We start from the raw sequence: 22,754 nt of genomic DNA on the forward strand, positions 1-22,754 counted from the left end.
GCACCTGCTCGACGACGCGGTGCTCGAGTACGGCAGCCTGGAGGAGGCCCGTCGCTTCGTCAGCACCCCGGAGGCCTCGAACCACGTCACCGGCCGGGCGATCGACATCGGCCCCACCGACGCCGACAGCTGGCTCTCGCAGCACGGCGCCGACTACGGGCTCTGCCAGACCTACGCGAACGAGATGTGGCACTTCGAACTCTCGACCGAGCCCGGCGGCGAGTGCCCGGTGATGCTGCCGGACGCCTCGTGAGCCGGCTCGACGGCCTCGGCGCCGCGTGGTCCGCCCTCGCGCTGCTCGCGCTCGGCGTGCTCGCCGTGCCGCTCCTCGCGGTGTGGCTCATGCTGCCACTCGTGCCGGCGGTGGCGATGCTCGCCCAGCTGCTCGGGGTGTTCTAGGCGGGCCGCTCCGCCCGGCGATGCGCTCGGCTCGCCCAGAACAGCACCGGGATGAGCACGAGCGAGAGGATGCCGCCGCCGAGCGCCAGCGCCGCATAGCTCGACGCCGCCATCACCACGCCGGACATCACGCCGCCGCCGGCCCCCGCGAGCGCGATCAGCACGTCGATCGTGCCCTGGGTGCGCGCCCGGTTCGCGGGTACCGTGGCGTCGACGACGAGCGCGGTGCCGGCGATGAGGCCGAAGTTCCAGCCGAGGCCGAGCAGCACGAGCGCGAGGATCAGCAGGCCGAGCGAGTCCGCCGGGGCGACCGCCGCGACGATGCCGGCCGCGAGCAGGGTCACGCCCGCGGCGATCGCCATCGGCGTGCGGCCCACGCGGTCGACGAGCACGCCCGTGACGAGCGACGGCAGGTACATCGCCGCGATGTGCAGGCCGATGACGAGGCCGACCTCGCTGAGGCCGTGATGATGGGCGCGCATGTGCACCGGGGTCATCGTCATGATCGCCACCATCGCGATCTGCGTGAGCACCATCACGGTGGCGCCCGCGTACGCGCCGGGGCCGGGGCGTACGGGCGCAGGCGGAGCGGATGCCTCGGCAGGAGCGGATGCCGCACCGGGCGCGGATGCCTCGGCGGGCGGCACCGCCTCGGCCGGGTCCGGTGTCTCGACGGTCGCGGGCGCCTCGGCATCCGGCAGCCGGCGGGCGAGCAGGAAGGGGTCGGGCCGGAGCAGTGCGAGCAGCACCGCACCCGCGGCGACGTAGGCGGCCCCGCCGAGCAGGAACGGCCCCGCGAGCGCCGGGATGCCCCAGGACTCGGCGAGCCGGCCGAGCGGCTCGACGAGGTTGGGGCCGGCGACCGCGCCGAGCGTCGTCGACACCATCGCGATGCTGACGGCGGTGCCGCGGGTGCGCGGCGTCGCGAGGTCGGCTCCCGCGTACCTCGCCTGCAGGTTCGTCGCGGTGCCCGCCCCGTAGACGAAGAGCGAGAGGAACAGCAGCGGCACGTTGTCGGCGACGGCGGCGAGCACGACGCCCGCCGCGCCGATGCCGCCCGCGGCGAAGCCGAGGCCGAGCCCGAGTCGGCGACCTCGGCGCTGAGTGACCCGGCCGACGAGGAACGCGGCGAGCGCCGAACCGAGGGTGAAGAGCGCCGTCGGGACGCCGGCGAGGCCGTCGCTGCCGAGCACCTCCTGGGCGAGCAGCGCGCCGACGGTGACCCCGGCGGCGAGGCCGGCGCCGCCCAGCACCTGGCTCGCGACCACGACCGCGAGGGTGCGGCGCTGCAGCAGGCGGCGCAGCTCGTCGTCGGCGGCGACCTCGCGGGCGAGCTCGTCGAGCGCGGCGGCGCCGTGCGACGCTCGCGGCTCAGGCGATGCGGGCAAGGTCGTCTCCGTCCGTCGCGCGCCATTCGATGACGCCCTCGTTCATGGCGGAGGCGCGCAGGCCCTTCGCCCGGAGCAGGAGGGCCGCCTCCCGGGCCATCCGGCAGAACTCGCCGCGGCAGTAGACGACGACCTCCCCGTCGGGGTCGAGCTCGACGTGGCGTGCCTCGAGCTCGTCGAGGGGGATGGAGACGGCGCCCGGCACGTGTCCGGCGTCGTACTCGAGCCGCGGGCGAACGTCGAGGACCGTGGCCGACGGCGCGACCTCGGCGCGCGAGACGAGCGGCAGCTCGGCGGCGCCTTCCGGTGCCCCGAGGTAGCCGTCGAGCGTCGCCCGGAGCGTCGGCGAGTGCCGGAGGGCGACCCGCTTGGCCACGAGGTAGAGCTCGGCGACCTCCGGGCCGGCGAGCGAGTAGTGCACGGTGGTGCGCTCGCGCCGGGCGCGCACGAGTCCGGCCTGGCGCAGCGTCTGCAGCGCCGAGGAGACGGTGGTGAGCGGCATGCCGGTCATCCGGGCGAGCACCTCGACCGAGTGCTCGCCCTGGGCGAGGAGCTCGACGAGTTCGAGCCGACGCCCGTTGGCGATGGCCTTCAGCGCCTCGGCGAGCGCGTCGTAGACCTCGAGCTTGTCGCCCGATCCGATATTCCGTGGATTCACGGAATAAGCCTAACGGCTGGATCGGGCGCTACGTCTGGACCGCGGCGATGGGCTCCGTGGTGGGCTGCTCCGAGCCCCCGGCCGGTTCGACCGTGAGGCCGACGACCATGCCGTCGACGAAGTCGCCCTCGAGCACGCGCCAGCTGTTCGCGCCGACGAGTCCCGCCGGCGCCGGCCCCGCCTCGTCGATGTACCAGAGCTCGTAGTCGTGCGTGGAGCCGAGCTCGGGCAGGCCGTTCGCCATGACCGCGCTGCGCCCGAGTTCGGCCGACCAGAGCACCGTCACCTCGCCGCCGCCGGACACCTCGACCGTCTGCCGCTGGGCGTCCGGGGCCGCCTCGAGGGCGGCGAGCTCGCGCTGCGCGCCCCAGCCGTTCGGGCCGGACCAGCCGATCCCGATCGCGACGCCGATCGCGAGGATCGCCACGGAGGCCGCGGCGGCCAGCGTCGTCACGAGGCGACGCCGCCGGCGCCGGGCGGCGAGCTCGTCGACGGGCCCAGCGTCGGGCTCGGGCGCAGCGGGCTCGGGCGCAGCGACGGGCTCGGGCGCCGTGTCGGGCTCGGATGCCGACGCCGGGAACGCGGTGGGCTCGGCGAGCGGTTCGGCATCCACCGGCGGCAGCTGCGGCGTCTCGTCGAGGCGGGCGAACAGCCCGGCCTTCAGCGAGGGCGGCGGCGCGAGCTCGGGCGCCTCCGCCCCGAGCCCGGCGGCGACGGCGCGGAAGCCGTCGACCTCGGCCCGGAGCTCGGGCGATCGGGCGAGCTCAGCCTCGAAGCGGCGCAGCTCTTCGCCGTCGAGCGCGTCGAGCGCGTAGGCCGCCGCGAGCGCGCGGAGCTCCTCGTCGGGTTCGGTCATGAGGTCACCCCCAGCAGGTGGCGCAGCCGGATCATGCCGTCGCGCAATCGGGTCTTCACCGTGCCGAGGGGCAGTTCGAGCGCGTCGGCGATCTCGGACTGACTCTTCCCCTCGTAATAGGCCATGGCGAGGGCGGTGCGTTGCGCCTCGCTGAGCTCGCCGAGCGCGGCGCTCACGCGCTCGTGCTCGACGCTGAGCTCCACGCGCTCCTCGACGTCCTCGGCGGGCGTGGCGAGCTCGCGGATGCCGGCGCGGAGATCGCGCTCGGCGCTCGCCTGCGCCGAACGCACCCGGTCCACCGCACGGCGGTGCGCGATCGTCAGGAGCCAGGCGACGGCGGCGCCGCGGCTCGCGTCGAAGCGCGCCGCCTGCTGCCAGACCTCGAGGAACACGTCCTGGGTGACCTCCTCCGCCTGGGCGGCGTCGACGAGGATCCGTCGCACGAGGCCGAACACCCGCGGCGCGGTGCGGTCGTAGAGCTCGCCGAACGCGGCGCGGTCGCCGCCCGCCGTGCGCGCGAACAGCACGTCGATCGACGGCTCCCCGCTGCTGCCCTCGCCGTCGCTCACCCGACCAAGCATGGCAGACCCCCGGCCGAGCGTCGCCCGGTCGGCCCGAGGTCGTTCCAGCAGCTGGGTCATCCGAAGGTGAAGGAGTAGGCCTGCACGTCGCCCTCGACCGTGACGTCGAGGGTGCCGCGCTCGGGCGAGTCGGACTGGTGGACCGCGTAGGAGCGGGGGACGCCGGAGATCTCGATCCGCTGCGTCGTCCCGCCGTCGCGCACGGTGATGGTGCCCTCGCCGCCGAGCACCATGCGCACCTCGCTCGCGAGGTACGAGAGCCGCACGGCGGCCTTCCCGCCGTCGGCGGGGGCGATCGACTGGGTGTCGAGCGCCCACGAGCCGTCGAGGGCGAAGCGGTCGTCGGCGAGCTTCGCGGGGAATGCGAACGCGCTCGTGCTGCGCCGGTAGGGCTCCTCGCCGCCGAAGTTCGCCTGCTTCGTGGTGCCGAGGAAGGTCTCGGGCGTGGTCGAGCCGGCGTCGGGCGTCTCGTCGGCCACCTCGGTGGCGGCCGGCAGGGCGACGCCCGGGTCGGCGTCCTCGAGGAGCTGGCGGATGAGCCGCTCGGTGTCGGCGTAGTGGCCCTCGCCGAAGGAGACCTGGCGCACGACGCCGTCGGCGTCGACGAGGTAGTGCGCGGGCCAGTAGCGGTTGCGGAAGTTCGTCCAGGTCGCGAGGTCGTTGTCGAGCGCGACGGGGTAGTCGATGCCGAAGTCGCGGATGCCGGCCTCGACGTTGCGCGGCTCCTTCTCGAAGGCGTACTCGGGCGAGTGCACGCCGATCACGCTGAGCCCGGCGTCGCGGTAGGCCTCGTCCCACGCGACGACGTGCGGGATCGAGCGCTGGCAGTTGATGCAGGAGTACGCCCAGAAGTCGATGAGCACGACCCGGCCGCGCAGCTCGTCGAGGTCGACGGCCGCGCCGTCCGGCGTGTTGAACCACTGCTGGATGCCGCGGATCGAGGGCACGGGCCCGCACGATTCGAGCTCGGCGGCCCCGTTGGTGCACTGGTCGAGCTGGCGGTTCTCGTCGGTGACGAGGCCGCCGAGGTCGAGGGCCTGGGTGACCTCCTCCGACTGCGCGAGCTGCCGCTGCAGGTCGCTCGTGTAGTCGGGCACGAGCCGCTGCAGCGCGCCGGGCAGGTCGAAGACGAGCCCCACGGCGAGCGCGATCATGACGATGCCGCCGGTGATGCGCACGCCCCGCTGGTGCTTGCGGAACGCGGCGACGCGCTCGGCGACCCGGCGGCCGGCGAGCGCGAACAGCAGCAGCGGCGCGGCCGCGCCGAGCGCGAAGGTCACCGTGAGCACGATCGTCTCGACGCCGATGCGACCCGTCGAGCCGGCGACGGTGATCGCGGCGAGCACGGGGCCGGCGCAGGGCACGTAGACGGTGCCGAGCACGAGGCCGAGCACGAAGCCGTTGCCCTCGGTGCCGACGCTGCGCCGCGGGATCCAGGCGAAGGGCTTCTCGAGCAGCTCCTCGAAGCGCGGCACGATGAGGCCGATGCCGATGAGCACGAGCACGACGAGGCCGGCCCAGCGGAGCACGTCCTGCGGCAGGCCGAGCAGCCCCAGCACGAGCGAGCCGGCGAGGGTGATCAGGCTGAAGCTCACGACGAGGCCGGCGATGACGAGGTAGGGCCGCCACCGGCTCGGGCCGGGCGGGGCGGCAGCCGGGACGCCGTCGGGGTCGACCGCGGTCCCCGCGGCGCTGCGTGCGCTCTGCGCGCCGCCCGAGAGCAGGATCACGGGCAGCACGGGCAGGATGCACGGCGAGATCCCGGTGATGAGACCGCCGGCCAGGCCGATCAGGGCGAGCGCGATCATGGGGTCCCTCGATTCAGCTGGGCGACGGGTGGGCTGCCAGGGATTCGGAGCGGACGCCGGATCGGATGGCCCGAGGCATCCGGCGGGGCGGACGCCGCGGTACCCGGCGAGGCCGCCCCGAGGCATCCGCGATTCCGTCCAATCCGATCGGCGGATGCCTCCGAATCCCCCGTGTCGGCCAGAACCGGGCCGACGCATCCGAAGGAGGAAGTCCATGCGCACGATCCGCACTCGCACCGCATCCGCCCTCGTCGCCCTCGCGGCGATCACCTCGCTCGGCCTCGCCGGGTGCAGCATGGGCGGCTCGTCCACTCCCAGCGAGGAGTCGACGCCGAAGACGGAGTCGACGCCCTCGGCCGAGTCGATGGAGACCGACCCCGCCGCCGACCTCGTGGGCTCCGGCTGCGCGGCCTACGCCGAGCAGGTGCCCGACGGCGCCGGCTCGATCGTCGGCATGTCGCAGGACCCGGTCGCCGTCGCGGCCTCGAACAACCCGCTGCTGACGACGCTCGTCGCGGCGGTCTCCGGTCAGCTGAACCCCGACGTGAACCTCGTCGACACGCTGAACGGCGACGAGTTCACCGTGTTCGCCCCCGTCGACGACGCCTTCGCGAAGATCGACCCGGCGACGATCGAGTCCCTGAAGACCGACTCGGCGACGCTCACCTCGATCCTCACGTACCACGTGGTGCCCGGTCAGCTCTCGCCCGACGAGGTCGTGGGCACGCAGACCACGGTGCAGGGCGGCACGGTCGAGGTGACCGGCTCGGGCGACTCGCTCAAGGTCAACGACGCCAACGTCATCTGTGGCGGCGTGCACACCGCGAACGCGACCGTCTACCTCATCGACGGCGTGCTGATGCCCCCGATGTGATCCCCGCGTGCGTCGGCAGCACGACGCACGCGCTCACATCGGGACCCCCGAGTTCATCGGGAACCCCCGAGTTGCCCGACTTTCATGGAAGTCGGGCAACTCGCCTGTTCAGGGGGTGCCGCTCACTCGACGGCGTCGTCCGAGCGTTCGCGCTTCGTCGTCGCCCCGCGCTCGGGGATGAGCGCGTAGTCGGTCAAGAGCTCCCCGATCTGCGTGCCGTCGAGCTTCGCGAACAGCCGCTCGCGCAGGAACTTCGGCCCCGGCAACCCCACCTCGGCGCCGTCGCGCAGGCGGCTCGTCGCGTTCAGCAGCCAGCGCACGTCGTACGTCGAGCCGAACACCTCCGGCACCCCGCGGTCGACGCCCAGCAGCTGGTACGCGGCCTCCATGCCGGTGCGCACCGAGTACTCGGTGGTGAAGATGCAGTCGCGCGTGGTCTCGGCGAACTGCCCGATGAAGGCGAAGTTCTGTGCGCCCGCCGGCACCACCGCGGGCCGGTCGCCCGCCTCCCGCGGCATGAAGAACGAGGTGACGTACGGCATCATCACCGGCACGCAGCTGGCGGCCTCCGCGGCGAGCCCGTCGATCTCCTCGACCGGGACGCCGAGGTGGTACAGCCACTCGCGGGTGATCTCCTCGCCCGTCGACTCCTGCAGCGTCTTGCCCGTGTAGTCGCCCGGCACGTCGACGAACAGGCCGTACACCCAGACCACGATCTGGTCGGCGGGCTGCTGCTTGAAGTGCGGCTGCCGGTTCACCGTCCAGCTCATCAGCCACGCCGAGTCGCGCGCGGTGACGATGCCGCCGGTCACGACGCGGCCGCTGAACGGGTCGCGCTTCGCGATGCGGCGGATGTACTCGGGGATCCGCTCGTCGAGCGTCGTGACCGTCGCCGACTCCCACTTGGTCTTCGCGATGTCGCCGCAGAAGACCTCGGGACGACCGAAGGACGAATGCTTCGCCGCGATGTTCTGCCAGAGCGCCCAGCCGGCCGCGGGGGACTCGTCGAGCTTCGCGGGCGTGTGCTGGTCGCCCTCGTTGGAGTTCTCGGTGAGCCCGCCGATGGTCGCGAGCACGAGGTCGTCGTCGCCGAGGTCGACGCCGCCCTCCACGCCGTCCTGCACCCAGTGGATGCGGGTCGCGCGCTTCGAGGCATCCGGCTCGTCGCCGTCGATCGCGAAGTCGATGTCCGTGACCTGCGTGTCGAAGTGGAAGGTGACGCCCTGGTCGAGCAGCCAGCGGTACATCGGCAGCACGAGCGACTCGTATTGGTTGTACTTCGTGAACTTCAGCGCCGAGAGGTCGGGCAGCCCGCCGATGTGGTGCACGAAGCGGTGCAGGTAGAGCTTCATCTCGAGCGCCGAGTGCCACTCCTCGAAGGCGAACATGGTGCGCCAGTACAGCCAGAAGTTGCTCTCGAGGAAGTCCTTCGAGAACACCTCGTCGATGCGCTTGCGCTCCATCTCCTCGCGGGTGGCGAGGAAGATGCGCACGATGTCCTTCTGCGCGGTGTCGTTGAGCCCGAAGAGGTTGTTCGTGTGGGCGTCCTGGCCCTGCTGCTCGGTGACGCGGCAGAGCGAGAAGTTCGGGTCGTCCTTGTTGAGCCAGAAGAACTCGTCGAGCACGCTCGCGCCCTCGATCTCGAGCGACGGCACCGTGCGGAACGCGTCCCACAGGCACTCCATGTGGTCTTCCATCTCGCGCCCGCCGCGGATGACGAAGCCCTTCGCCGGCTTCTTGATGCCGTCGAGCGCGCCGCCCGGCAGCGGCAGCCGCTCGAGGATCGTGATGCGCTCCCCCGGCAGCTGGCCGTCTCGGATCATGAAGAGCGCGGAGGACATGGAGGCGAGCCCCGCCCCCACGAACCACGCCGACGCCCGATCCGATCGCTCCGGCTTGCGCGGCCTCGCGAATGCCTCGTAATTGCCCGTGCTGTAGTACATGCGTCTCCCCCCGGAACGTCGCGTCGCGACGATGCGCGGCGCACCCTGTTCCCCACGCTAACCCGGTTCGCGCGGATTGCACCCGCGGATTCGGGTTCGCTGAGGCCCCCTGGTTCGCTGAGCCTGTCGAAGCGGGGGCATCCCTTCGACAAGCTCAGGGAACCAGCTGGCCCGCTGAGCTGGTCGAAGCGGGGGGCGCGGAGGCGCGGGGCACCAGACGGTACGGCGCCTGCTCGACGCGCGGCGGCGAGTCGGGGTCGTCGACGAGCCGCAGCACCGAGGCGACGGCGAGCCGGGCGAGCTCGCCGAGATCGGGCGCGATGCTCGTCAGCGGCGGCACCGTGTACGCCGACTCCGGGGCGTCGTCCCAGCCGACGACGGCGACGCGGCCCGGCACCTCCACCCCAGCCTCGCGCAGCGCGCGCAGCGCACCGATCGCGAGCAGGTCGTTCGCGCAGACGAGGCCGTCGAGCCCCGCGAGGCCGTCCGGCCCGGCGAGCAGCGCCCGAACTCGCGCGTGGCCCTCCTCTCGGGAGTAGTCGCCGTCGGGCGAGCGCTGGTCCCACGGCGAGACCTCGAGCAGGTGCCTCGGGTCCGCCTCGAGCCCGGCCGCGCGGAGCGCCGTGCGGAACCCCTCGAGCCGCAGGTCGGCGGCGGCGGCGCCGCTCGAGGCATCCGGAACCGTGCCGAGGAAGCCGAGCGTGCGCCGACCCGCGGCGATGAGGTGCGCGGTCGCGTCGCGCGTGCTCGTCACGCTGTCGACGACGACGCGGTCGACCCGGGCGGCGCGGATGCGCTCGCCCAGCACGACGAGCGGGGTGCGACCGCGGGCCGCCATCAGCTCCTCGTCGCCGATCGACATGGCCGACAGCAGGATGCCGTCGCTCAGCAGGGTGCGGTACCCGGATGCCGCGCGCAGCTCCCGCTCGGGATCGCCGTGGGTCTCGTCGACGACCACGTCGTAGCCGACCGCCTCCGCCGCGGTGACGACGGCGTGCGCGAGCTGGGCGAAGTACGGCAGCGAGAGGAACGGCACCGAGAGGGTCAGCAGGTTGCTGCGCCCGACGCGCAGCTGCCGTGCCGCGAGCTGCGGGCGGTAGTCGAGCTCGGCGACCGCGGCCTCGACCCGGGCGCGCGTCGAGGCGCTCACGGGCGCCTTGCCGCTGATCACGTTCGAGACGGTGCGGTACGAGACGCCGGCGATCGCCGCGACGTCCTTCAGCGTCGGCCCGGCCGAGCGACGGGGGCTCACCAGCGGTTCCGGACGTCTTCGGCCCAGCCGAGCAGGCCGTCGAGTTCGATGCGCTCACCGTCGGCCTCGACCCACCCCGAGTAGTGGCCGAAGCACTGGTGCCCGTGCGAGCCGAACACGCCGAGCTCGGTCGCGCTGACCCGGTCCCAGAACGGCTCGAAGCGCAGCTCGGCGCTCGCGCCGTGGATGCGCCAGGGGGCGAGCCAGTTCCGCTCGTCGTACTCCCAGTCGAGCTCCTCGCTGAGCTTGCGGAGCCGGCCGTCGACGACGATCGCGTTCTCGGTGGAGCCGGTGCCGTCGGTCCACTTGCCGCCGAGCTGCAGTCCGACGACGCGGTCGCCGACCCGGCCCGAGGCGGCGCCCCAGTTCCACACCATGCGGTAGGGCCAGCGGCCCCGGCCGTGATCGAGCACCGCCCAGCTCTCACCGAGCGGCAGCTCCACGATCTCGGGGGCGCCAAGCTCCGGCGCGTCGAGCTCGAGCCGGCCGCGCGCGGGGCGGGCGACGTCCTTCACCGTGTACTGGAACCGCCGCTTCGACCACGGCACCACGACCCCGAGCCGCTCGTGCCCGGCCGGCAGCTCGGCCAGGATCTCGATGCGGGCACCCGGCACCTCGGCGCGCAGCAGCGTGCCCTCCGCAGTCTCCTCGAGGTCGATCGCGAGGTGCTTGGCCCGCGCCCGGGCCGGTCCGTCGCCGAGCGAGGCGGGCAGCATCGCACCGCGGCCGAACGGCACGATCGCCCCGCGGTCGAGCGTGCGCCCGGTGCGCCGGTCGTGCACGAGCACGCCGTGCACCGCCGCGTAGTCGATCGAGGAGACCGTGAGCGCCACGAGATGAGTCGGCGTCGTCACCGCCCAGTACTCCCAGCGCTTGTTGCGCCCCCAGCTGCGCCGGCCGTCGATGCCCGAGGTGTCGTGCAGGGGCGTGCGCGTCCAGCCGACCGCGGCCGCGTTCAGCCGGTTGTCGGCGCCACGCAGCGCGATGGGGGCGGTGAGCTCACGCTCGGTGATCGTGCGAGGCATCCTGGGCCTTTCTCGTGGGGTGCGGCGCGGGCGCGACCGCCTTCGCGAACCGGGCGGCGAGCTCGGCGTTCACCTCGCGCACGCGGTCGGCGTGCAGCTTCCGCACCGTGCGGTCGGCCGTGAGGAGCCCGTTCAGCTCGTCCTCGACATCGGAGAGCTGGGTGTAGACGTAGCCGCCGAGCCCGGCGTCGATCGCGGGGGCGATCTCGGCGCGGTGCAGGGCGACGAAGGCCTCCGTCAGCTCGTCGACGCCGGCGTACCGACGGTAGCCGAACTCGCGCGGCCCGAACTCGTGGCCCGGCAGGCGCAGGCTGTAGCCGCCGTACTCCGAGACGACGATCGCCCGCCGCTCGCGCCGCCAGCCGCGCTCCGGCCGGAGCTTGCGGAAGTACACGTGCAGGCTGCGCAGGTCGCCACCGCCCTGGTCGTGCCAGCCGCTCGCGTGGTCGATCACCCGGTCGGGGTCGAGCTCGCGCAGCCGCGCGGTGACGGCGAGCGCATCGAACTGCCCCCAGCCTTCGTTGAACGGCACCCACACGGCGATGCTCGGGGCGTTGCCAAGCAGGCGGACCGTCTCCTCGAGCTCCGCCAGGAACTCCGCTCGCCCCTCGGCGTCCTGCCGGCCGAATCTGCGATGCCGGCGATCGTCGAGCCGCAGCGGCAGCTTCACCGGCAGCGTCACGACGGCCGGGTGATAGCGGCGTCCGCCGTTCACGAAGTCCTGCCAGACGAGCATGCCGAGCCGGTCGCAGTGGTGGTACCAGCGCAGCGGCTCGATCTTGATGTGCTTGCGCAGGGCGGTGAAGCCGAGCGCCTTCATCTCCTCGATGTCGTGCACGAGCGCCGCGTCGGACGGCGGCGTGTAGAGGCCGTCCGGCCAGTAGCCCTGGTCGAGCACGGCGGCGTGCAGGATCGGCTCGCCGTTCAGCACGAGCCGCGGCCGGCCGTGCGCGTCGGGCGCGATGCCGACGGAGCGCATGCCGAAGTAGCTCTCGACGCGGTCCTCGCCGAGCCGCACCTCGAGCTCGTAGAGGAAGGGGTCGTCGGGGTGCCAGCGGCGAGGCTGCGGCACCGGCAGGCGCAGCGGCTCACCGGTGGGGCCGGTGGCCCGCGCGATCTCGCGGCCGGCGTCGCGCACGATCACGCTCGCCTCGGGCCGAGCGGATGCCTCGGGAGGAGCGGATGCCTCGGGCCATCCGCCCGCCTCGACGACGAGCTCGACCGCCTCCGCATCGAGGAGCGGCCGCACGCGGAGCGCCGCCACGTGCACCGCCGGCACGCGCTCGAGCCAGACCGTCTGCCAGATGCCCGACTGCGCGGTGTACCAGATGCCCCCGCGCTTCAGCGCCTGCTTGCCGCGCGAGTGGAACGAGGTGTCGCTCGGATCGACCACGTCGACGACGAGCTCGTGCGGCTCGCCGTCGCCGAGCTGCGCGGTCACGTCGAGCGTGAAGGGCAGGTACCCGCCGTAGTGCCCGCCCACCTGCACCCCGTCGACGAGCACCCGGCAGCGCTGATCGACCGCGCCGAAGTGCAGCAGCACCCGGCCGCCGCGGGCCCCGCCGTCGAGCCGCACCGTGCGCCGGTACCAGAGGTGCTGGGCGGGCTGCAGCTGCCGTCCGACGCCGGAGAGCTCGGCCTCGGGCGAGAACGGCACGACGATCTCACCGTCCCACGCGCGCGGTTCGAGCGCGTCGTCGGTGATGGCGTACGACCAGCGGCCGTTGAGGTTCTGCCAGTGCTCGCGGACGAGCTGCGGGCGCGGATACTCGGGCAGCGGGTGGTCGGGGTCGAGGTCGTCGGCCCAGGGGGTGCGCCGGCTCATCCGCGGTCCGCCATGGCGGGTTCGGTGCGACGCAGGACGCGTGTGCGGAGCGCGATGCCGAGCGGCACGAGCAGCAGCACGACGGCCGCCGCCGCGAATATCTCCGGGCCGGGCACCGGATGCGCGACCCCGAGCTCGACGTAGCTGTGCGCCGAGCCGGAGATGACGGCCGCGCCGATCGCCGGGCCGATGATCATCGGCAGCATGACGGCCACGATCATGCGCGCGCCCTGCACGCCGCCCGCTCGGTCCTCCGGCGTGTGGTCGCGCGTCAGCGCGGACACCGCGGCGATCGAGCCCATCATCCCGGCCATCATCACGGTGGCCGCGGCGATGACGCCGACGGCGTCGCGCACGAAGATCATCGCGACGAGTCCCGCCGCGAAGGCCGCGACGGCAAACGGCAGCACGCGCGCTTTGCCCAAGCGGTCGATGAGCCGTCCGCCGACGACGCTCAGCGCGGAGGCGAGCAGCAGCACGACGCCGAGCACGATCGCGGAGCCGTCGAGTTCGAGCGAGTAGCGCAGGTAGATGAGCACGTAGGGCAGGAACACCTGCGAGCTGACGCCGATCACACCCCAGATCGCGAGCGTCGCGAACAGCGCGGGTTCGCGCCGCACCGTCGCGGGACGGAGGCCGTCGACGACGGCCTTGAGCACGCCGTGCTCGTGCCGGGCGACGCCGCGGTCGCGAACCAGGAACCACGCCGCGACGCCCGTGGCGGCGGTGAGGCCGCCGACGGTCCCGAAGAAGAGCTCCCAGCGGCCCTCCTGCGTGAGCGGGTCGAGCAGGGCGAAGACGAGCAGCATCCCGACGAGGGGCATGATCGCGAGCCAGCCGTCGACGCGCCCGCGGTTCGCCGGCACGGTGGAGTCGGTGACCCAGGCGGCGAAGGCGGCGTCGTTGGCGCCGGAGCCGATGAAGCTCATCACGCAGTCGAGGGCGATGATCGCGATCACGGCGGTCGCGACGGTCGCGCCGGCGCTCGCGACGGCGGATGCCTCGCCGGCGGCCGCACCCGCGGCGCCCGCGCCGACCAGGCCGAACGCGGCGGTCACGAGCCCCCAGGCGACGTAGCCGATCGCGATGAACTCGCGGCGGCGGGCGAGGCGGTCCGACCAGGCGCCGAAGAGGAGCGTGGCGGCGGTCGCGGCGATCGCGCTGAGCGCGACCATCCAGGCGATGACGGCGGGATCGGTCGAGATGGTGTCGTAGACGAACACGTTGAGGTACATGTTCTCGATGACCCAGGCGAGCTGGCCGACGAGGCCGACGACGAGCACCGCCGTCCAGGTGCGGGCGCCGAGCGGCGCGGGGGAAGCCATGGCTCGGGGACTCCTTGCGGTCGGGCGGGGCTGACCCGGGTTTCAACGTTGAAATCACGGGAACCCTAGCAGGGTGCACGTCCGAACCGCACCTCGAGTTGCCCGACTTTCATGAAAGTCGGGCAAGTCGGGGACTGGGCGCCGGCTACGGCGCGGCGACCGCGGCGGCGAGGCGCTCCTCGGCCCGGCCGAGGTGCTCGGCGAGCACGGCGACCGCGGCCTCGGCATCGCCCGCCGCGATGAGCTCCAGGATGCGCTCGTGCTCGGCGAGGATCGTGTCGACCGAGATCAGCCCGCGGCCCTGCACCTGCGCCATGCACTGCCGCACCTCCTCGATGAGCGAGCGGTAGGCGCGGCTCGTGCGCTCGCTGCCGAGGGCGTCGACGATCGCCGAGTGGAACCGCAGGTCGGGGTCGACGATGTCGACGCTCGAGCCGCCGAGGTGCGTCGCGATCTCGGCATCCGCCTCGGCCGCGGCATCCGGCCGGCTCCGCGTGGCCGCCAGCTCGCGGATCGCGGCGCTCTCGATGCGGCGGCGCGTGCGGTAGACGTCGCGCACCGCGTCGGCGTCGAGCCGGCGCACCCTCGCGCTCCGGTGCGCGGCGCGCTCGAGCACGCCCTCGCCGACGAGCTTCTCGATCGCGGCCTTGGCGCTCGGTCGGGCGACGGCGAAGCGGGCGGCGACCCAGGCCTCGGTGACGGGGCGGTCCGGCTCGAGCTCGCCGCCGATCGCGGCCGCGCGCAGCGCCTCGGCGACGGCGTCGACCACGCCGGTGACCCGGATCCCTTCGACCATGCGCTCGCCCTTCCGCCGCGCGTCAGTATACTTGTCCGACCATCCCGGTATACTTGTCTAACAATCTGGAGCCACCAATGTCGCCTGCCGCCGTCGCCAGCGTCCTCGACTCCGCCCTCCTCGGCGAGCGCGTCGCGGTGAGCCAGCGCTCCATCGACCGCTTCGCGAAGGCGCACGACGCCTCGCACTACCTCTTCGTGCCCGAGGCCGTCGTCACCCCGCACGACGCCGACGCCGTCGCCTCGGTCTTCGCCGCCGCACGGGCGGCCGGCCGCAGTGTGACGTTCCGCTCCGGCGGCACGAGCCTGTCCGGCCAGGGCGTCACCGACGAGCTGCTCGTCGACACCCGGGCGCGCTTCCGAGGCATCCGCGTCGGCGAGGAGGGGCGCACCGTCCGCGTCGAACCCGGCGCCACCGTGCGCCAGGTGAACCAGCGGCTCGCGCGGCACGGCCGCAAGCTCGGCCCCGATCCGGCGAGCGAGATCGCCTGCACCATCGGCGGCGTGATCGCGAACAACTCGAGCGGCATGGCGTGCGGCATCACCCAGAACGCCTACCGCACGATCGCCTCGCTCCGGCTCGTGCTGCCGAGCGGCACCGTGCTCGACACGGGGGCGCCCGATGCGGCCGAGCTCCTCGCCGCCCGCGAGCCCGAGCTGCACGCGGGCCTGCTGCGGCTGCGCGAGCGCCTGCTCGCCTCCCCCGCCTCGGTCGAGCGCGTGCGGCAGCAGTTCTCGATGAAGAACACCATGGGCTACGGCCTGAACGCCCTGCTCGACTTCGCCGAGCCGCTGCGCATCCTGGAGCACCTCGTGATCGGCAGCGAGGGCACGCTCGCCTTCGTCGCCGAGGCGGTGTTCGACACCGTGCCGCTGCTCCCCCACGCGGCGACCGCCCTGCTCGTGCTGCCCTCGCTGCGCGAGGCGACGGCCGCGCTGCCCGAGCTCGTCGCGACGGGCGCCGCGACGATCGAGCTGATGGATGCCACGTCCCTCCTCGTCGCCCAGCGGGCCGCCGACGTGCCCGCGCAGATCGCCGCCCTCGCGATCGACGGCCACACCGCCCTGCTCGTCGAGTACCAGGCGGAGACCGCCGACGCACTCGACGCGGCGCTGGCCGGCGCCGCGCCGCTGCTCGACGCGCTGCCCCTCGCCGCCCCCGCCGCCTTCACCCGCGACGCCGCACAACGGGCCGCGCTCTGGCACGTCCGCAAGGGCCTCTACACGACCGTCGCGGGCGCCCGCCCGAGCGGCACCACCGCCCTGCTCGAGGACATCGTCGTGCCGGTCGAGCACCTGCTGCCCACCTGCGAGCGCCTCATCGGGCTCTTCGCCGAGCACGGCTACGACGACTCGGTGATCTTCGGCCACGCGAAGGACGGCAACCTGCACTTCATGCTCGGCGAGCGCTTCGACGACCCCGAGCAGCTCGCCCGCTACGAGCGCTTCACCGAGGATCTCGTGCAGCTCGTGCTCGAGCAGGGCGGCTCGCTCAAGGCCGAGCACGGCACCGGCCGCATCATGGCGCCCTTCGTGCGACGCCAGTACGGCGACGAGCTCTACGCGATCATGCGCGAGGTGAAGCGGCTGTTCGATCCGAGCGGGCTGCTGAACCCGGGCGTGGTGCTCTCCGACGACCCCGACTCCTACCTGCGGCACCTGAAGCTCGTGCCGACGGTCGAGGCCGAGGTCGACCGCTGCGTCGAGTGCGGCTACTGCGAGCCGAGCTGCCCGAGCAAGGACCTCACGCTCACCCCGCGTCAGCGCATCGCCCTCCGCCGCGACATCGCGAGCGCCGAGGCCGCCGGCGACACCGCCCTCGCCGCCGAGCTCCGCGACGACTACGAGTACGACGGCGAACAGACGTGCGCCGTCGACGGGCTCTGCGCCATCGCCTGCCCGGTCGACATCAACACCGGCGACCTCGTGCGGCGGCTGCGCGCCGAACGCCGGAGCCCGGTGCTGAACGCCGGCTGGTCGGCCGCCGCCGCGGCCTGGGGCCCCGTGACCCGGCTCGGCGGCGCGGCGCTGACCGTCGCGAACGCGCTGCCCGCGGCGCTGCCGAAGGCGGCCACGACGGTCGGTCGCGCGCTGCTCGGTCGCGACACGGTGCCCGAGTACGACGGCGGCCTGCCGCGCGGCGGCGCGAAGCGCCCGGAGCCGGGCGGCGACCCGGCGACGGCCGAGGCGGTGTTCTTCGCGGCCTGCATCGGCACGATGTTCGGCCCGGAGCCCGGCGGCATCGGCGCGACGGCGGCGCTGCTCGAACTCGCAGGCCGGGCCGGCGTCGGGCTCGTCGTGCCCGAGGGCATCGGCTCGCTGTGCTGCGGCACGCCGTGGAAGTCGAAGGGGTTCCTCGACGGCTACCGGTCCATGACGGAGCGGGTGCTGCCCGCGCTCCTCGCCGCGAGCGACGGCGGCCGGCTGCCGATCGTCTGCGACGCGGCCTCCTGCACCGAGGGGCTCGAGACGATGCAGCACCTCGCCGCCGTCGCGGGCCGCGAGGCGCCGGCCCTGCGCTTCGTCGACGCGACGCAGTTCGCCGCCGATCGCATCCTGCCGCGGCTGGAGGTGACGGCGCCCGTCGGCCGGGTCGCCGTGCACCACACCTGCTCGACGACGGCGCTCGGCGCGGGCGGCGCGATCGACCGCATCGCGCACGCCCTCGCGGCCGAGGTCGTGCTGCCCGACGACTGGAGCTGCTGCGCGTTCGCGGGCGACCGCGGCCTCCTGCACCCGGAGCTCTCGGCGAGCGCGACGGCACGCGAAGCCGCCGAGGTCATCGCCGCCGACGCCGACTGGCACGTCTCCGCGAACCGCACCTGCGAGATCGGGATGACCCGGGCGACGGGTCGCCCGTACCGCCATCTGCTGGAGCTGCTCGAGGCCGCGACCCGGCCCTGACGACCGCCGCCGAGAGGCCGCACGAAAATTCTCGAAAAATCTTGGATTCGCCTGTAACGCTTTGCCCTCTGGTGGAAACAGAGCAATTGAGGTGGCCGGCGTGGTCCGCAGGTTCGGGGGAGCTTCGGACCCCGGCCACCTTCAACGTCGAGCTGTCGACCCCTCGAGCCGTCACGTCGGCGAGCCGGCGCGCGCGGCCCGATCAGGCGGATGCCTCGTGCAGACGCGGGCTCCACTGCACCACCGTGCCCACCGCGCCGATCCCGCTCACGCCCACGACCCGGCCGCCGAGCTCGTGCCGGGCGACGAACTCCTCGCCGTCCTCGAGCCGAGCCTCGCCGCACGCCGGCGCGCCGACCCCCGAGACGACGAGCCCGTGCACCATGGCGAGGTACGAGCTTCTGGGCCGGTAATCGCCGGGGTCCGCTCCCGCGCCGAACTCGTGAAGCACGGACTGCGCCGCGTGCGCCCCCTGCGCCGCGGCGTCCTCCCAGTGGTCGATCCGCCAGCTGCCGAGCACCTCGTCGCGGTGCACGGCCACGCCGCCCGCACCGAAGACCCCCGGCGCGTCGGCCCGCAGCCGGCCGTCGACGTGCACGCCGTCGGCCCACGGCGCCGGCCCGGACGGCTCGGTGCCGAACGCGAGCAGCGCGAAGTCGGCGACGACGCGTTCGCCCCGATCGAGTTCGATCACGAGCCCGCCGTCGGCCGCCGCGACCGCGTCGACGCTGCGCCCGAAGCGGGTGAGGACGCGGGCGCTGTGTTCGGCGGCCAGCCGCTCGGCGACGGGAGCGCCGAACGCGGCGATGCCCGGCACGCGGCTGCGGGCGATCAGGATCACCGTGTGCCCCTGCGCCCGCAACGTCGAGGCCGTCTCGGCGGCGATCGCCCCGCCGCCGAGGATCGCGATGCGTGCGGCGCCCGCGAAGCCGGCCAGCCGCTCCCGCAGCCGCAGCGCGTCGTCGAGCGAGTGCAGCCCGTGCACGAGGCCGGCAGAGCTCGCCTCGGCGGCGCCGGGCAGCTCGGGCGGCAGCCCGCGAGGCCGGCTTCCCGTCGCGACGATGAGGGCGTCGTACCCGAGCCGGGCGCCGGAGGCCAGCCGCACCCGCCGCGCGCCGAGCTCGACCTCGTTCGCGGTGTCCGCGACGAACTCGACCTCGGGCAGCGGCAGGGCGACGGCCTCCGGCGGGAGGGGGCCGAACGCGACCCCCGTGATGAGCATCCGCGTGGACGGCGTCTCATCGCTCCGGGCCACGAGCGTGACCCGGGTGTCGCCGCGCGACGCGAGCATCCTGGCGGCCCCCACCCCGGAGGCTCCCGCCCCCAGGACGACGACGTGGCGCGACGACACGTCGGCTACGCCATGTTCGCGGCGTACTTGGCCGGGTCGGAGTCGAAGGCGGGCCCACAGCCGGCGCAGCAGAAGTAGTAGCGCTGGCCCTCGTAGTCGCGGAACAGTCCGACGGCCTCCGCCGCGGCCTTGCTGACCGGGCTGCCGACCATCACGGGGCAGGTGGTCTGGTCGTCGGCGGAGGCGCCGCCGAGCAGGTTCGCCTTGCCGTGGCCGCTGACCGCGGCGGTGTGGGCGGCGTCGCTCGCCGCCGCGCCGGTGCTGCAGCAGGAGCCCGTCTGGGTGTCGTTCGTCATGGTGGTGCCTTTCGTCTCTCGGTTGGAGCTGGTGGATCGGGCCGGGCGGCCCGGGTCAGGACTTGGCGACGCTGCGGAACCCGCGCAGCCGCAGGCTGTTGCCCACGACGAACACGCTCGAGAACGCCATCGCCGCGCCCGCGAGCATCGGGTTGAGCATGCCGAGGGCCGCGATCGGGATGGCCGCCGTGTTGTACGCGAAGGCCCAGAACAGGTTCGTCTTGATCGTGCTGAGGGTCTTGCGGGAGAGCCGGATGGCGTCGACCGCGCTGCGCAGATCGCCGCGCACGAGCGTCAGGTCGGATGCCTCGATCGCGACATCCGTGCCGGTGCCCATCGCGAGGCCGAGGTCGGCCTGCGCGAGCGCCGGCGCATCGTTCACGCCGTCGCCGACCATCGCGACGACCTTGCCCTCCGCCTGGAGGCGGGCGACGACGTCGACCTTGTCCTGCGGCAGCACTTCGGCGTACACATGCTCGATGCCGACCTCGCTCGCGATCCGGCGCGCGACCGCCTCGTTGTCCCCGGTGAGGAGCACGGGGGTGAGCCCGATCTCCTTCAGCTGGGCGATCGCCTCGGCGCTCGTCGGCTTGACGGTGTCGGCGACGACGAGGATGCCCCGCGCCTGCCCGTCCCAGCCGATGGCGACGACGGTCTTGCCCTCGCCCTCGGCGCGCGCCTTGGCCGCGGCCACCTCGGGGGACAGCGTCAGCGCCCAATCGGCGAGCAGCGACTCGCGGCCGATGACGACGGATGCCCCGTCGACGATGCCCTGCACGCCCTTGCCCTCGACGTTCGCGAAGTCCTCGGGCACGGGCAGCTGGCCGACCTCCTGGGTCGCCCCCTTCGCGATGGCCTGCGCGATCGGGTGCTCCGAGGCATCCTCCAGCGCGCCCGCGAAGCGGAGCAGCTCGGCGCGGTCGACACCCGACTCGGTGATCACCTCGACGAGCGTCATCTTGCCGGTGGTGACCGTGCCGGTCTTGTCGAGCACGACGGTGTCGACCTTGCGCGTCGACTCGAGCACCTCGGGTCCCTTGATCAGGATGCCGAGCTGCGCGCCGCGGCCCGTGCCGACGAGCAGGGCGGTCGGGGTCGCGAGGCCGAGCGCGCAGGGGCAGGCAATCACGAGCACCGCGACGGCGGCGGTGAAGGCCGCCGCGACCGGGAAGCCGGCGCCGAGCCACGCGCCGAGCGTGACGAAGGCGATGACGATCACGATCGGCACGAACACGCCGGAGATGCGGTCGGCGAGGCGCTGCACCTCGGCCTTGCCGGTCTGGGCGTCCTCGACGAGCTTCGCCATCTGCGCGAGCTGCGTGTCCGAGCCGATGCGGGTCGCCCGCACCACGAGCCGGCCGCCCGCGTTGACGGTGGCGCCCGTGACCGGGTCGCCCGCGGCCACCTCGACCGGCACGGACTCACCGGTGAGCATGGAGGCGTCGACGGCGGAGCTGCCGGAGACGACCACGCCGTCGGTCGCGATCTTCTCGCCCGGGCGCACGATGAACTCGTCGCCGACTGCGAGCTCCTCGACCGGGATCTTCACCTCGGCGCCGTCGCGCAGCACCGAGACCTCCTTGGCGCCGAGCTCGAGGAGCGCGCGCAGCGCGGCCCCCGCCTGGCGCTTGGAGCGCTTCTCGAAGTAGCGGCCCGCGAGGATGAACATCGTGACGCCCGCGCCGACCTCGAGGTAGATGTTCGCGGCGCCGTCGGAGGGCGCGATCGTGAACTCGAAGGGGTGCGTCATGCCGGGGACGCCCGCGGTGCCGAGGAAGAGGGCGTAGACCGACCAGAGCAGCGCGACCGAGGTGCCCATCGAGATGAGCGTGTCCATCGTGGCGGCGCCGTGCTTGAGGTTGGTCCATGCGGCCTTGTGGAACGGCCAGGCGGCCCACACGATGACCGGCGCCGCGAGGGCGAGCGACGCCCACTGCCAGTACGTGAACTGCAGCGCGGGGATCATGGCCATCGCGATGACCGGAACGGTGAGCACGATCGAGCCGATGAGCCGCTGGCGCAGCGAGGTCAGCTCGGGGTCGTGCTCGGCGTCGTCGGCCGAGCCGTCGCGCGAGCGCTCGCTCGCCTTCGGGGTCGGCAGCAGGGCGGTGTAGCCGGTCTTCTCGACCTCGGCGATGAGCAGTGCCGGGTCGTAGCCCTCGGGCACGGTGACCTTCGCCTTCTCGGTCGCGTAGTTGACGGTCGCCTGCACGCCGTCGAGCTTGTTCAGCTTCTTCTCGATGCGGTTCGCGCAGGAGGCGCAGGTCATGCCGCCGATCTCGAGCTCGATGCCGGTGCCGCCGGCGAGGGGCGCGGTGGTGCTCATCGGTGCGCCTCCCCCGTCGCTCCGGCCGACGCGTCGACCACGAACTCGGCCGTGTGCACCTGTCCGTCGACCTGGAAGTCGAGGTAGAGCAGGTAGCGACCGGGCGTCGGGGCGTTCGCGGCGAACGCGATCTCCGGGCCGCCGGTCGACCCGGCCTCGGGCTCCTCGCCCTCGGGGTGCACGTGCAGGAAGGCGAGGTCGCCCTCGCGCAGGGCCACGAGGTGGCCGAACGCGCCGAGGTACGGCTCGAGTTCGGCGACGGGTCGCCCGTCGCGCTCCACCGAGAGGGTCAGCTCGCTCGAGGCGCCCGCGGCGAGCTCGCCGTCGAGGGTGACGACGAAGCCGTCGACCTCGCTGCGGCGGTTCGGCTCGGCCGTGACCGGCACGAACTCGCCCGCCACGTCGATCGTGCGGGTCAGGGTGATGCCCTCGGCGCCGTCGCCCGCGGGGGTGAAGTCCGCGTAGAGCCGGTAGCTGCCGGCCGCGTCCCACGTCCAGGGCAGCGACCAGACGCCGCTCGCCTCGTCGAGCACGGGGTGCACGTGCCGGAAGCCGGCGCCGTCGGAGCGCACCACGATGGTGTGCAGCTCGCGCTCGTGCGAGGTCGTGTACTCGGTGACGGGGTGGCCCGAGGCATCCAGCACCTGGAAGCGGAGCTCGCCCGCCTCGCCGACCGTGCCGGGCGCCGTCACCGGCGAGAGCAGATAGCCGTCGGCGTCGATCGAGACGCCGTTCGGCGCGTGCGCGGCCGTCTCGGCGCCGGCTCCGCCGTGCGCGTTCTGGTCGTCACCGTGTGTTTCCATGTCGCTTCCTTCCGCCCATGCCGCTACGAGGGAGTCGGGGACGACGACCCCGGCGAGCGCGAACGCGCCGCCGAAGGCCACCGCGACCCCCGCCCCGTAGAGGGCGAGTCGTGCCCCGGCCTGCATCAGATGCGCACGGCCGAGTAGCCGGCCTCCTCGACGGCCGCGAGCACCGCGGCGTCGTCGATCTCGTCGGCCGAGCTCACGACGAGCCGACCGGTCTGCGCACTGACCTGGATGTCCTGGATGCCGGCGAGCTCGCCGACCTCTTCGCGGATCGACAGCTCGCAGTGCCCGCAGGTCATGCCGGTCACCTGGTACTCGTTGGCGGTCATCGCTTCTCCC

Annotated in this window: 20 protein-coding genes; 4 read left to right on the plus strand and 16 right to left on the minus strand. The window is 73.4% G+C overall.

The window, feature by feature from the left end; translation table 11 throughout:
- A partial coding sequence (locus IEY71_RS03600) for a M15 family metallopeptidase domain-containing protein (RefSeq protein WP_189083908.1) occupies positions 1-253 on the plus strand: 253 nt, incomplete at its 5' end.
- Positions 250-399: a hypothetical protein gene (locus tag IEY71_RS03605; protein WP_189083909.1), complete on the plus strand. Its 150-nt coding sequence runs from the start codon at positions 250-252 to the stop codon at positions 397-399. The genes IEY71_RS03600 and IEY71_RS03605, both read left to right, overlap by 4 nt.
- Here the strand turns inward: IEY71_RS03605 and IEY71_RS03610 are convergent.
- The 5 genes from IEY71_RS03610 to IEY71_RS03630 form a co-directional block, all read right to left on the minus strand.
- A complete protein-coding gene (locus IEY71_RS03610; RefSeq protein WP_189083910.1) occupies positions 396-1,787 on the minus strand; it encodes an MFS transporter in 1,392 nt (463 codons plus the stop codon). The genes IEY71_RS03605 and IEY71_RS03610 overlap by 4 nt on opposite strands.
- On the minus strand, positions 1,771-2,445 hold the full coding sequence (locus IEY71_RS03615; RefSeq protein ID WP_229781509.1) for an ArsR/SmtB family transcription factor: 675 nt from the start codon (positions 2,443-2,445) through the stop codon (positions 1,771-1,773). Before IEY71_RS03615 ends, IEY71_RS03610 begins: the two co-directional genes overlap by 17 nt.
- A gap of 28 nt (positions 2,446-2,473) precedes the next feature.
- Entirely contained in the window at positions 2,474-3,301 is an 828-nt protein-coding gene (locus IEY71_RS03620; RefSeq protein ID WP_189083911.1) for an anti-sigma factor, read from the minus strand.
- On the minus strand, positions 3,298-3,870 hold the full coding sequence (gene sigK, locus IEY71_RS03625; RefSeq protein ID WP_372458678.1) for an ECF RNA polymerase sigma factor SigK: 573 nt from the start codon (positions 3,868-3,870) through the stop codon (positions 3,298-3,300). Before sigK ends, IEY71_RS03620 begins: the two co-directional genes overlap by 4 nt.
- A gap of 68 nt (positions 3,871-3,938) precedes the next feature.
- On the minus strand, positions 3,939-5,690 hold the full coding sequence (locus tag IEY71_RS03630) for a cytochrome c biogenesis protein CcdA (protein WP_189083913.1): 1,752 nt from the start codon (positions 5,688-5,690) through the stop codon (positions 3,939-3,941).
- Positions 5,691-5,904: 214 nt separating this feature from the next.
- Here IEY71_RS03630 and IEY71_RS03635 point away from each other — a divergent pair, with 214 nt between their 5' ends.
- Complete coding sequence (locus IEY71_RS03635; RefSeq protein WP_189083914.1) at positions 5,905-6,564, plus strand: fasciclin domain-containing protein; 660 nt, start codon at positions 5,905-5,907, stop codon at positions 6,562-6,564.
- Between the two features lie 122 nt (positions 6,565-6,686).
- Here the strand turns inward: IEY71_RS03635 and IEY71_RS03640 are convergent, their stop codons facing one another.
- The 6 genes from IEY71_RS03640 to IEY71_RS03665 form a co-directional block, all read right to left on the minus strand.
- Positions 6,687-8,507, minus strand: coding sequence for an oleate hydratase (locus IEY71_RS03640; protein ID WP_189083915.1), 1,821 nt, complete (start codon positions 8,505-8,507; stop codon positions 6,687-6,689).
- A 154-nt stretch (positions 8,508-8,661) separates the two neighbouring features.
- Entirely contained in the window at positions 8,662-9,759 is a 1,098-nt protein-coding gene (locus tag IEY71_RS03645; RefSeq protein WP_189083916.1) for a LacI family DNA-binding transcriptional regulator, read from the minus strand.
- Positions 9,756-10,784 (minus strand): DUF2804 domain-containing protein, encoded by a 1,029-nt coding sequence (locus IEY71_RS03650; RefSeq protein ID WP_189083917.1) that lies wholly within the window; start codon positions 10,782-10,784, stop codon positions 9,756-9,758. Before IEY71_RS03650 ends, IEY71_RS03645 begins: the two co-directional genes overlap by 4 nt.
- Entirely contained in the window at positions 10,759-12,609 is a 1,851-nt protein-coding gene (locus IEY71_RS03655; protein ID WP_189083918.1) for a glycoside hydrolase family 2 protein, read from the minus strand. Before IEY71_RS03655 ends, IEY71_RS03650 begins: the two co-directional genes overlap by 26 nt.
- Positions 12,606-13,934, minus strand: coding sequence for an MFS transporter (locus tag IEY71_RS03660; RefSeq protein ID WP_189083919.1), 1,329 nt, complete (start codon positions 13,932-13,934; stop codon positions 12,606-12,608). The genes IEY71_RS03655 and IEY71_RS03660 overlap by 4 nt, the downstream gene beginning before the upstream one ends.
- Before the next feature lie 145 nt (positions 13,935-14,079).
- The gene (locus tag IEY71_RS03665) at positions 14,080-14,730 is read right to left on the minus strand and encodes a GntR family transcriptional regulator (protein WP_189083920.1); all 651 of its coding nucleotides are present in this window, start codon (positions 14,728-14,730) and stop codon (positions 14,080-14,082) included.
- A 77-nt stretch (positions 14,731-14,807) separates the two neighbouring features.
- On the opposite strand from IEY71_RS03665, the gene IEY71_RS03670 reads away from it, so the two are divergent.
- Positions 14,808-17,633, plus strand: a complete 2,826-nt coding sequence (locus tag IEY71_RS03670; RefSeq protein ID WP_189083921.1) for an FAD-binding and (Fe-S)-binding domain-containing protein — start codon at positions 14,808-14,810, stop codon at positions 17,631-17,633.
- A gap of 202 nt (positions 17,634-17,835) precedes the next feature.
- Here the strand turns inward: IEY71_RS03670 and IEY71_RS03675 are convergent, their stop codons facing one another.
- From IEY71_RS03675 to IEY71_RS03695, 5 genes are all read right to left on the minus strand, one after another.
- The gene (locus tag IEY71_RS03675) at positions 17,836-18,984 is read right to left on the minus strand and encodes an FAD-dependent oxidoreductase (RefSeq protein WP_189083922.1); all 1,149 of its coding nucleotides are present in this window, start codon (positions 18,982-18,984) and stop codon (positions 17,836-17,838) included.
- A 5-nt stretch (positions 18,985-18,989) separates the two neighbouring features.
- Positions 18,990-19,280 (minus strand): YHS domain-containing protein, encoded by a 291-nt coding sequence (locus IEY71_RS03680; RefSeq protein WP_189083923.1) that lies wholly within the window; start codon positions 19,278-19,280, stop codon positions 18,990-18,992.
- A 55-nt stretch (positions 19,281-19,335) separates the two neighbouring features.
- A complete protein-coding gene (locus IEY71_RS03685) occupies positions 19,336-21,606 on the minus strand; it encodes a heavy metal translocating P-type ATPase (protein WP_189083924.1) in 2,271 nt (756 codons plus the stop codon).
- The gene (locus IEY71_RS03690) at positions 21,603-22,409 is read right to left on the minus strand and encodes a DUF8832 domain-containing protein (RefSeq protein WP_229781510.1); all 807 of its coding nucleotides are present in this window, start codon (positions 22,407-22,409) and stop codon (positions 21,603-21,605) included. The genes IEY71_RS03685 and IEY71_RS03690 overlap by 4 nt, the downstream gene beginning before the upstream one ends.
- A 125-nt stretch (positions 22,410-22,534) precedes the next feature.
- Positions 22,535-22,744 carry a heavy-metal-associated domain-containing protein gene (locus IEY71_RS03695; protein ID WP_189083926.1) on the minus strand — a complete coding sequence of 70 codons (210 nt, stop codon included), beginning with the start codon at positions 22,742-22,744 and terminating at the stop codon, positions 22,535-22,537.
- Between the last annotated feature and the right edge of the window lie 10 nt (positions 22,745-22,754).

The organism is Agromyces mediolanus, assembly GCF_014648575.1.
GTDB lineage: Bacteria > Actinomycetota > Actinomycetes > Actinomycetales > Microbacteriaceae > Agromyces > Agromyces mediolanus.

Bases quoted from the DNA above. Each gene is read 5' to 3' on its own strand.
- IEY71_RS03620 (WP_189083911.1), bottom strand. From the start codon at position 3,301: ATGACCGAACCCGACGAGGAGCTCCGCGCGCTCGCGGCGGCCTACGCG.
- IEY71_RS03630 (WP_189083913.1), bottom strand. From the start codon at position 5,690: ATGATCGCGCTCGCCCTGATCGGCCTGGCCGGCGGTCTCATCACCGGG.
- IEY71_RS03635 (WP_189083914.1), top strand. From the start codon at position 5,905: ATGCGCACGATCCGCACTCGCACCGCATCCGCCCTCGTCGCCCTCGCG.
- IEY71_RS03640 (WP_189083915.1), bottom strand. From the start codon at position 8,507: ATGTACTACAGCACGGGCAATTACGAGGCATTCGCGAGGCCGCGCAAG.
- IEY71_RS03650 (WP_189083917.1), bottom strand. From the start codon at position 10,784: ATGCCTCGCACGATCACCGAGCGTGAGCTCACCGCCCCCATCGCGCTG.
- IEY71_RS03655 (WP_189083918.1), bottom strand. From the start codon at position 12,609: ATGAGCCGGCGCACCCCCTGGGCCGACGACCTCGACCCCGACCACCCG.
- IEY71_RS03660 (WP_189083919.1), bottom strand. From the start codon at position 13,934: ATGGCTTCCCCCGCGCCGCTCGGCGCCCGCACCTGGACGGCGGTGCTC.
- IEY71_RS03665 (WP_189083920.1), bottom strand. From the start codon at position 14,730: ATGGTCGAAGGGATCCGGGTCACCGGCGTGGTCGACGCCGTCGCCGAG.
- IEY71_RS03670 (WP_189083921.1), top strand. From the start codon at position 14,808: ATGTCGCCTGCCGCCGTCGCCAGCGTCCTCGACTCCGCCCTCCTCGGC.
- IEY71_RS03680 (WP_189083923.1), bottom strand. From the start codon at position 19,280: ATGACGAACGACACCCAGACGGGCTCCTGCTGCAGCACCGGCGCGGCG.
- IEY71_RS03685 (WP_189083924.1), bottom strand. From the start codon at position 21,606: ATGAGCACCACCGCGCCCCTCGCCGGCGGCACCGGCATCGAGCTCGAG.
- IEY71_RS03690 (WP_229781510.1), bottom strand. From the start codon at position 22,409: ATGGAAACACACGGTGACGACCAGAACGCGCACGGCGGAGCCGGCGCC.
- IEY71_RS03695 (WP_189083926.1), bottom strand. From the start codon at position 22,744: ATGACCGCCAACGAGTACCAGGTGACCGGCATGACCTGCGGGCACTGC.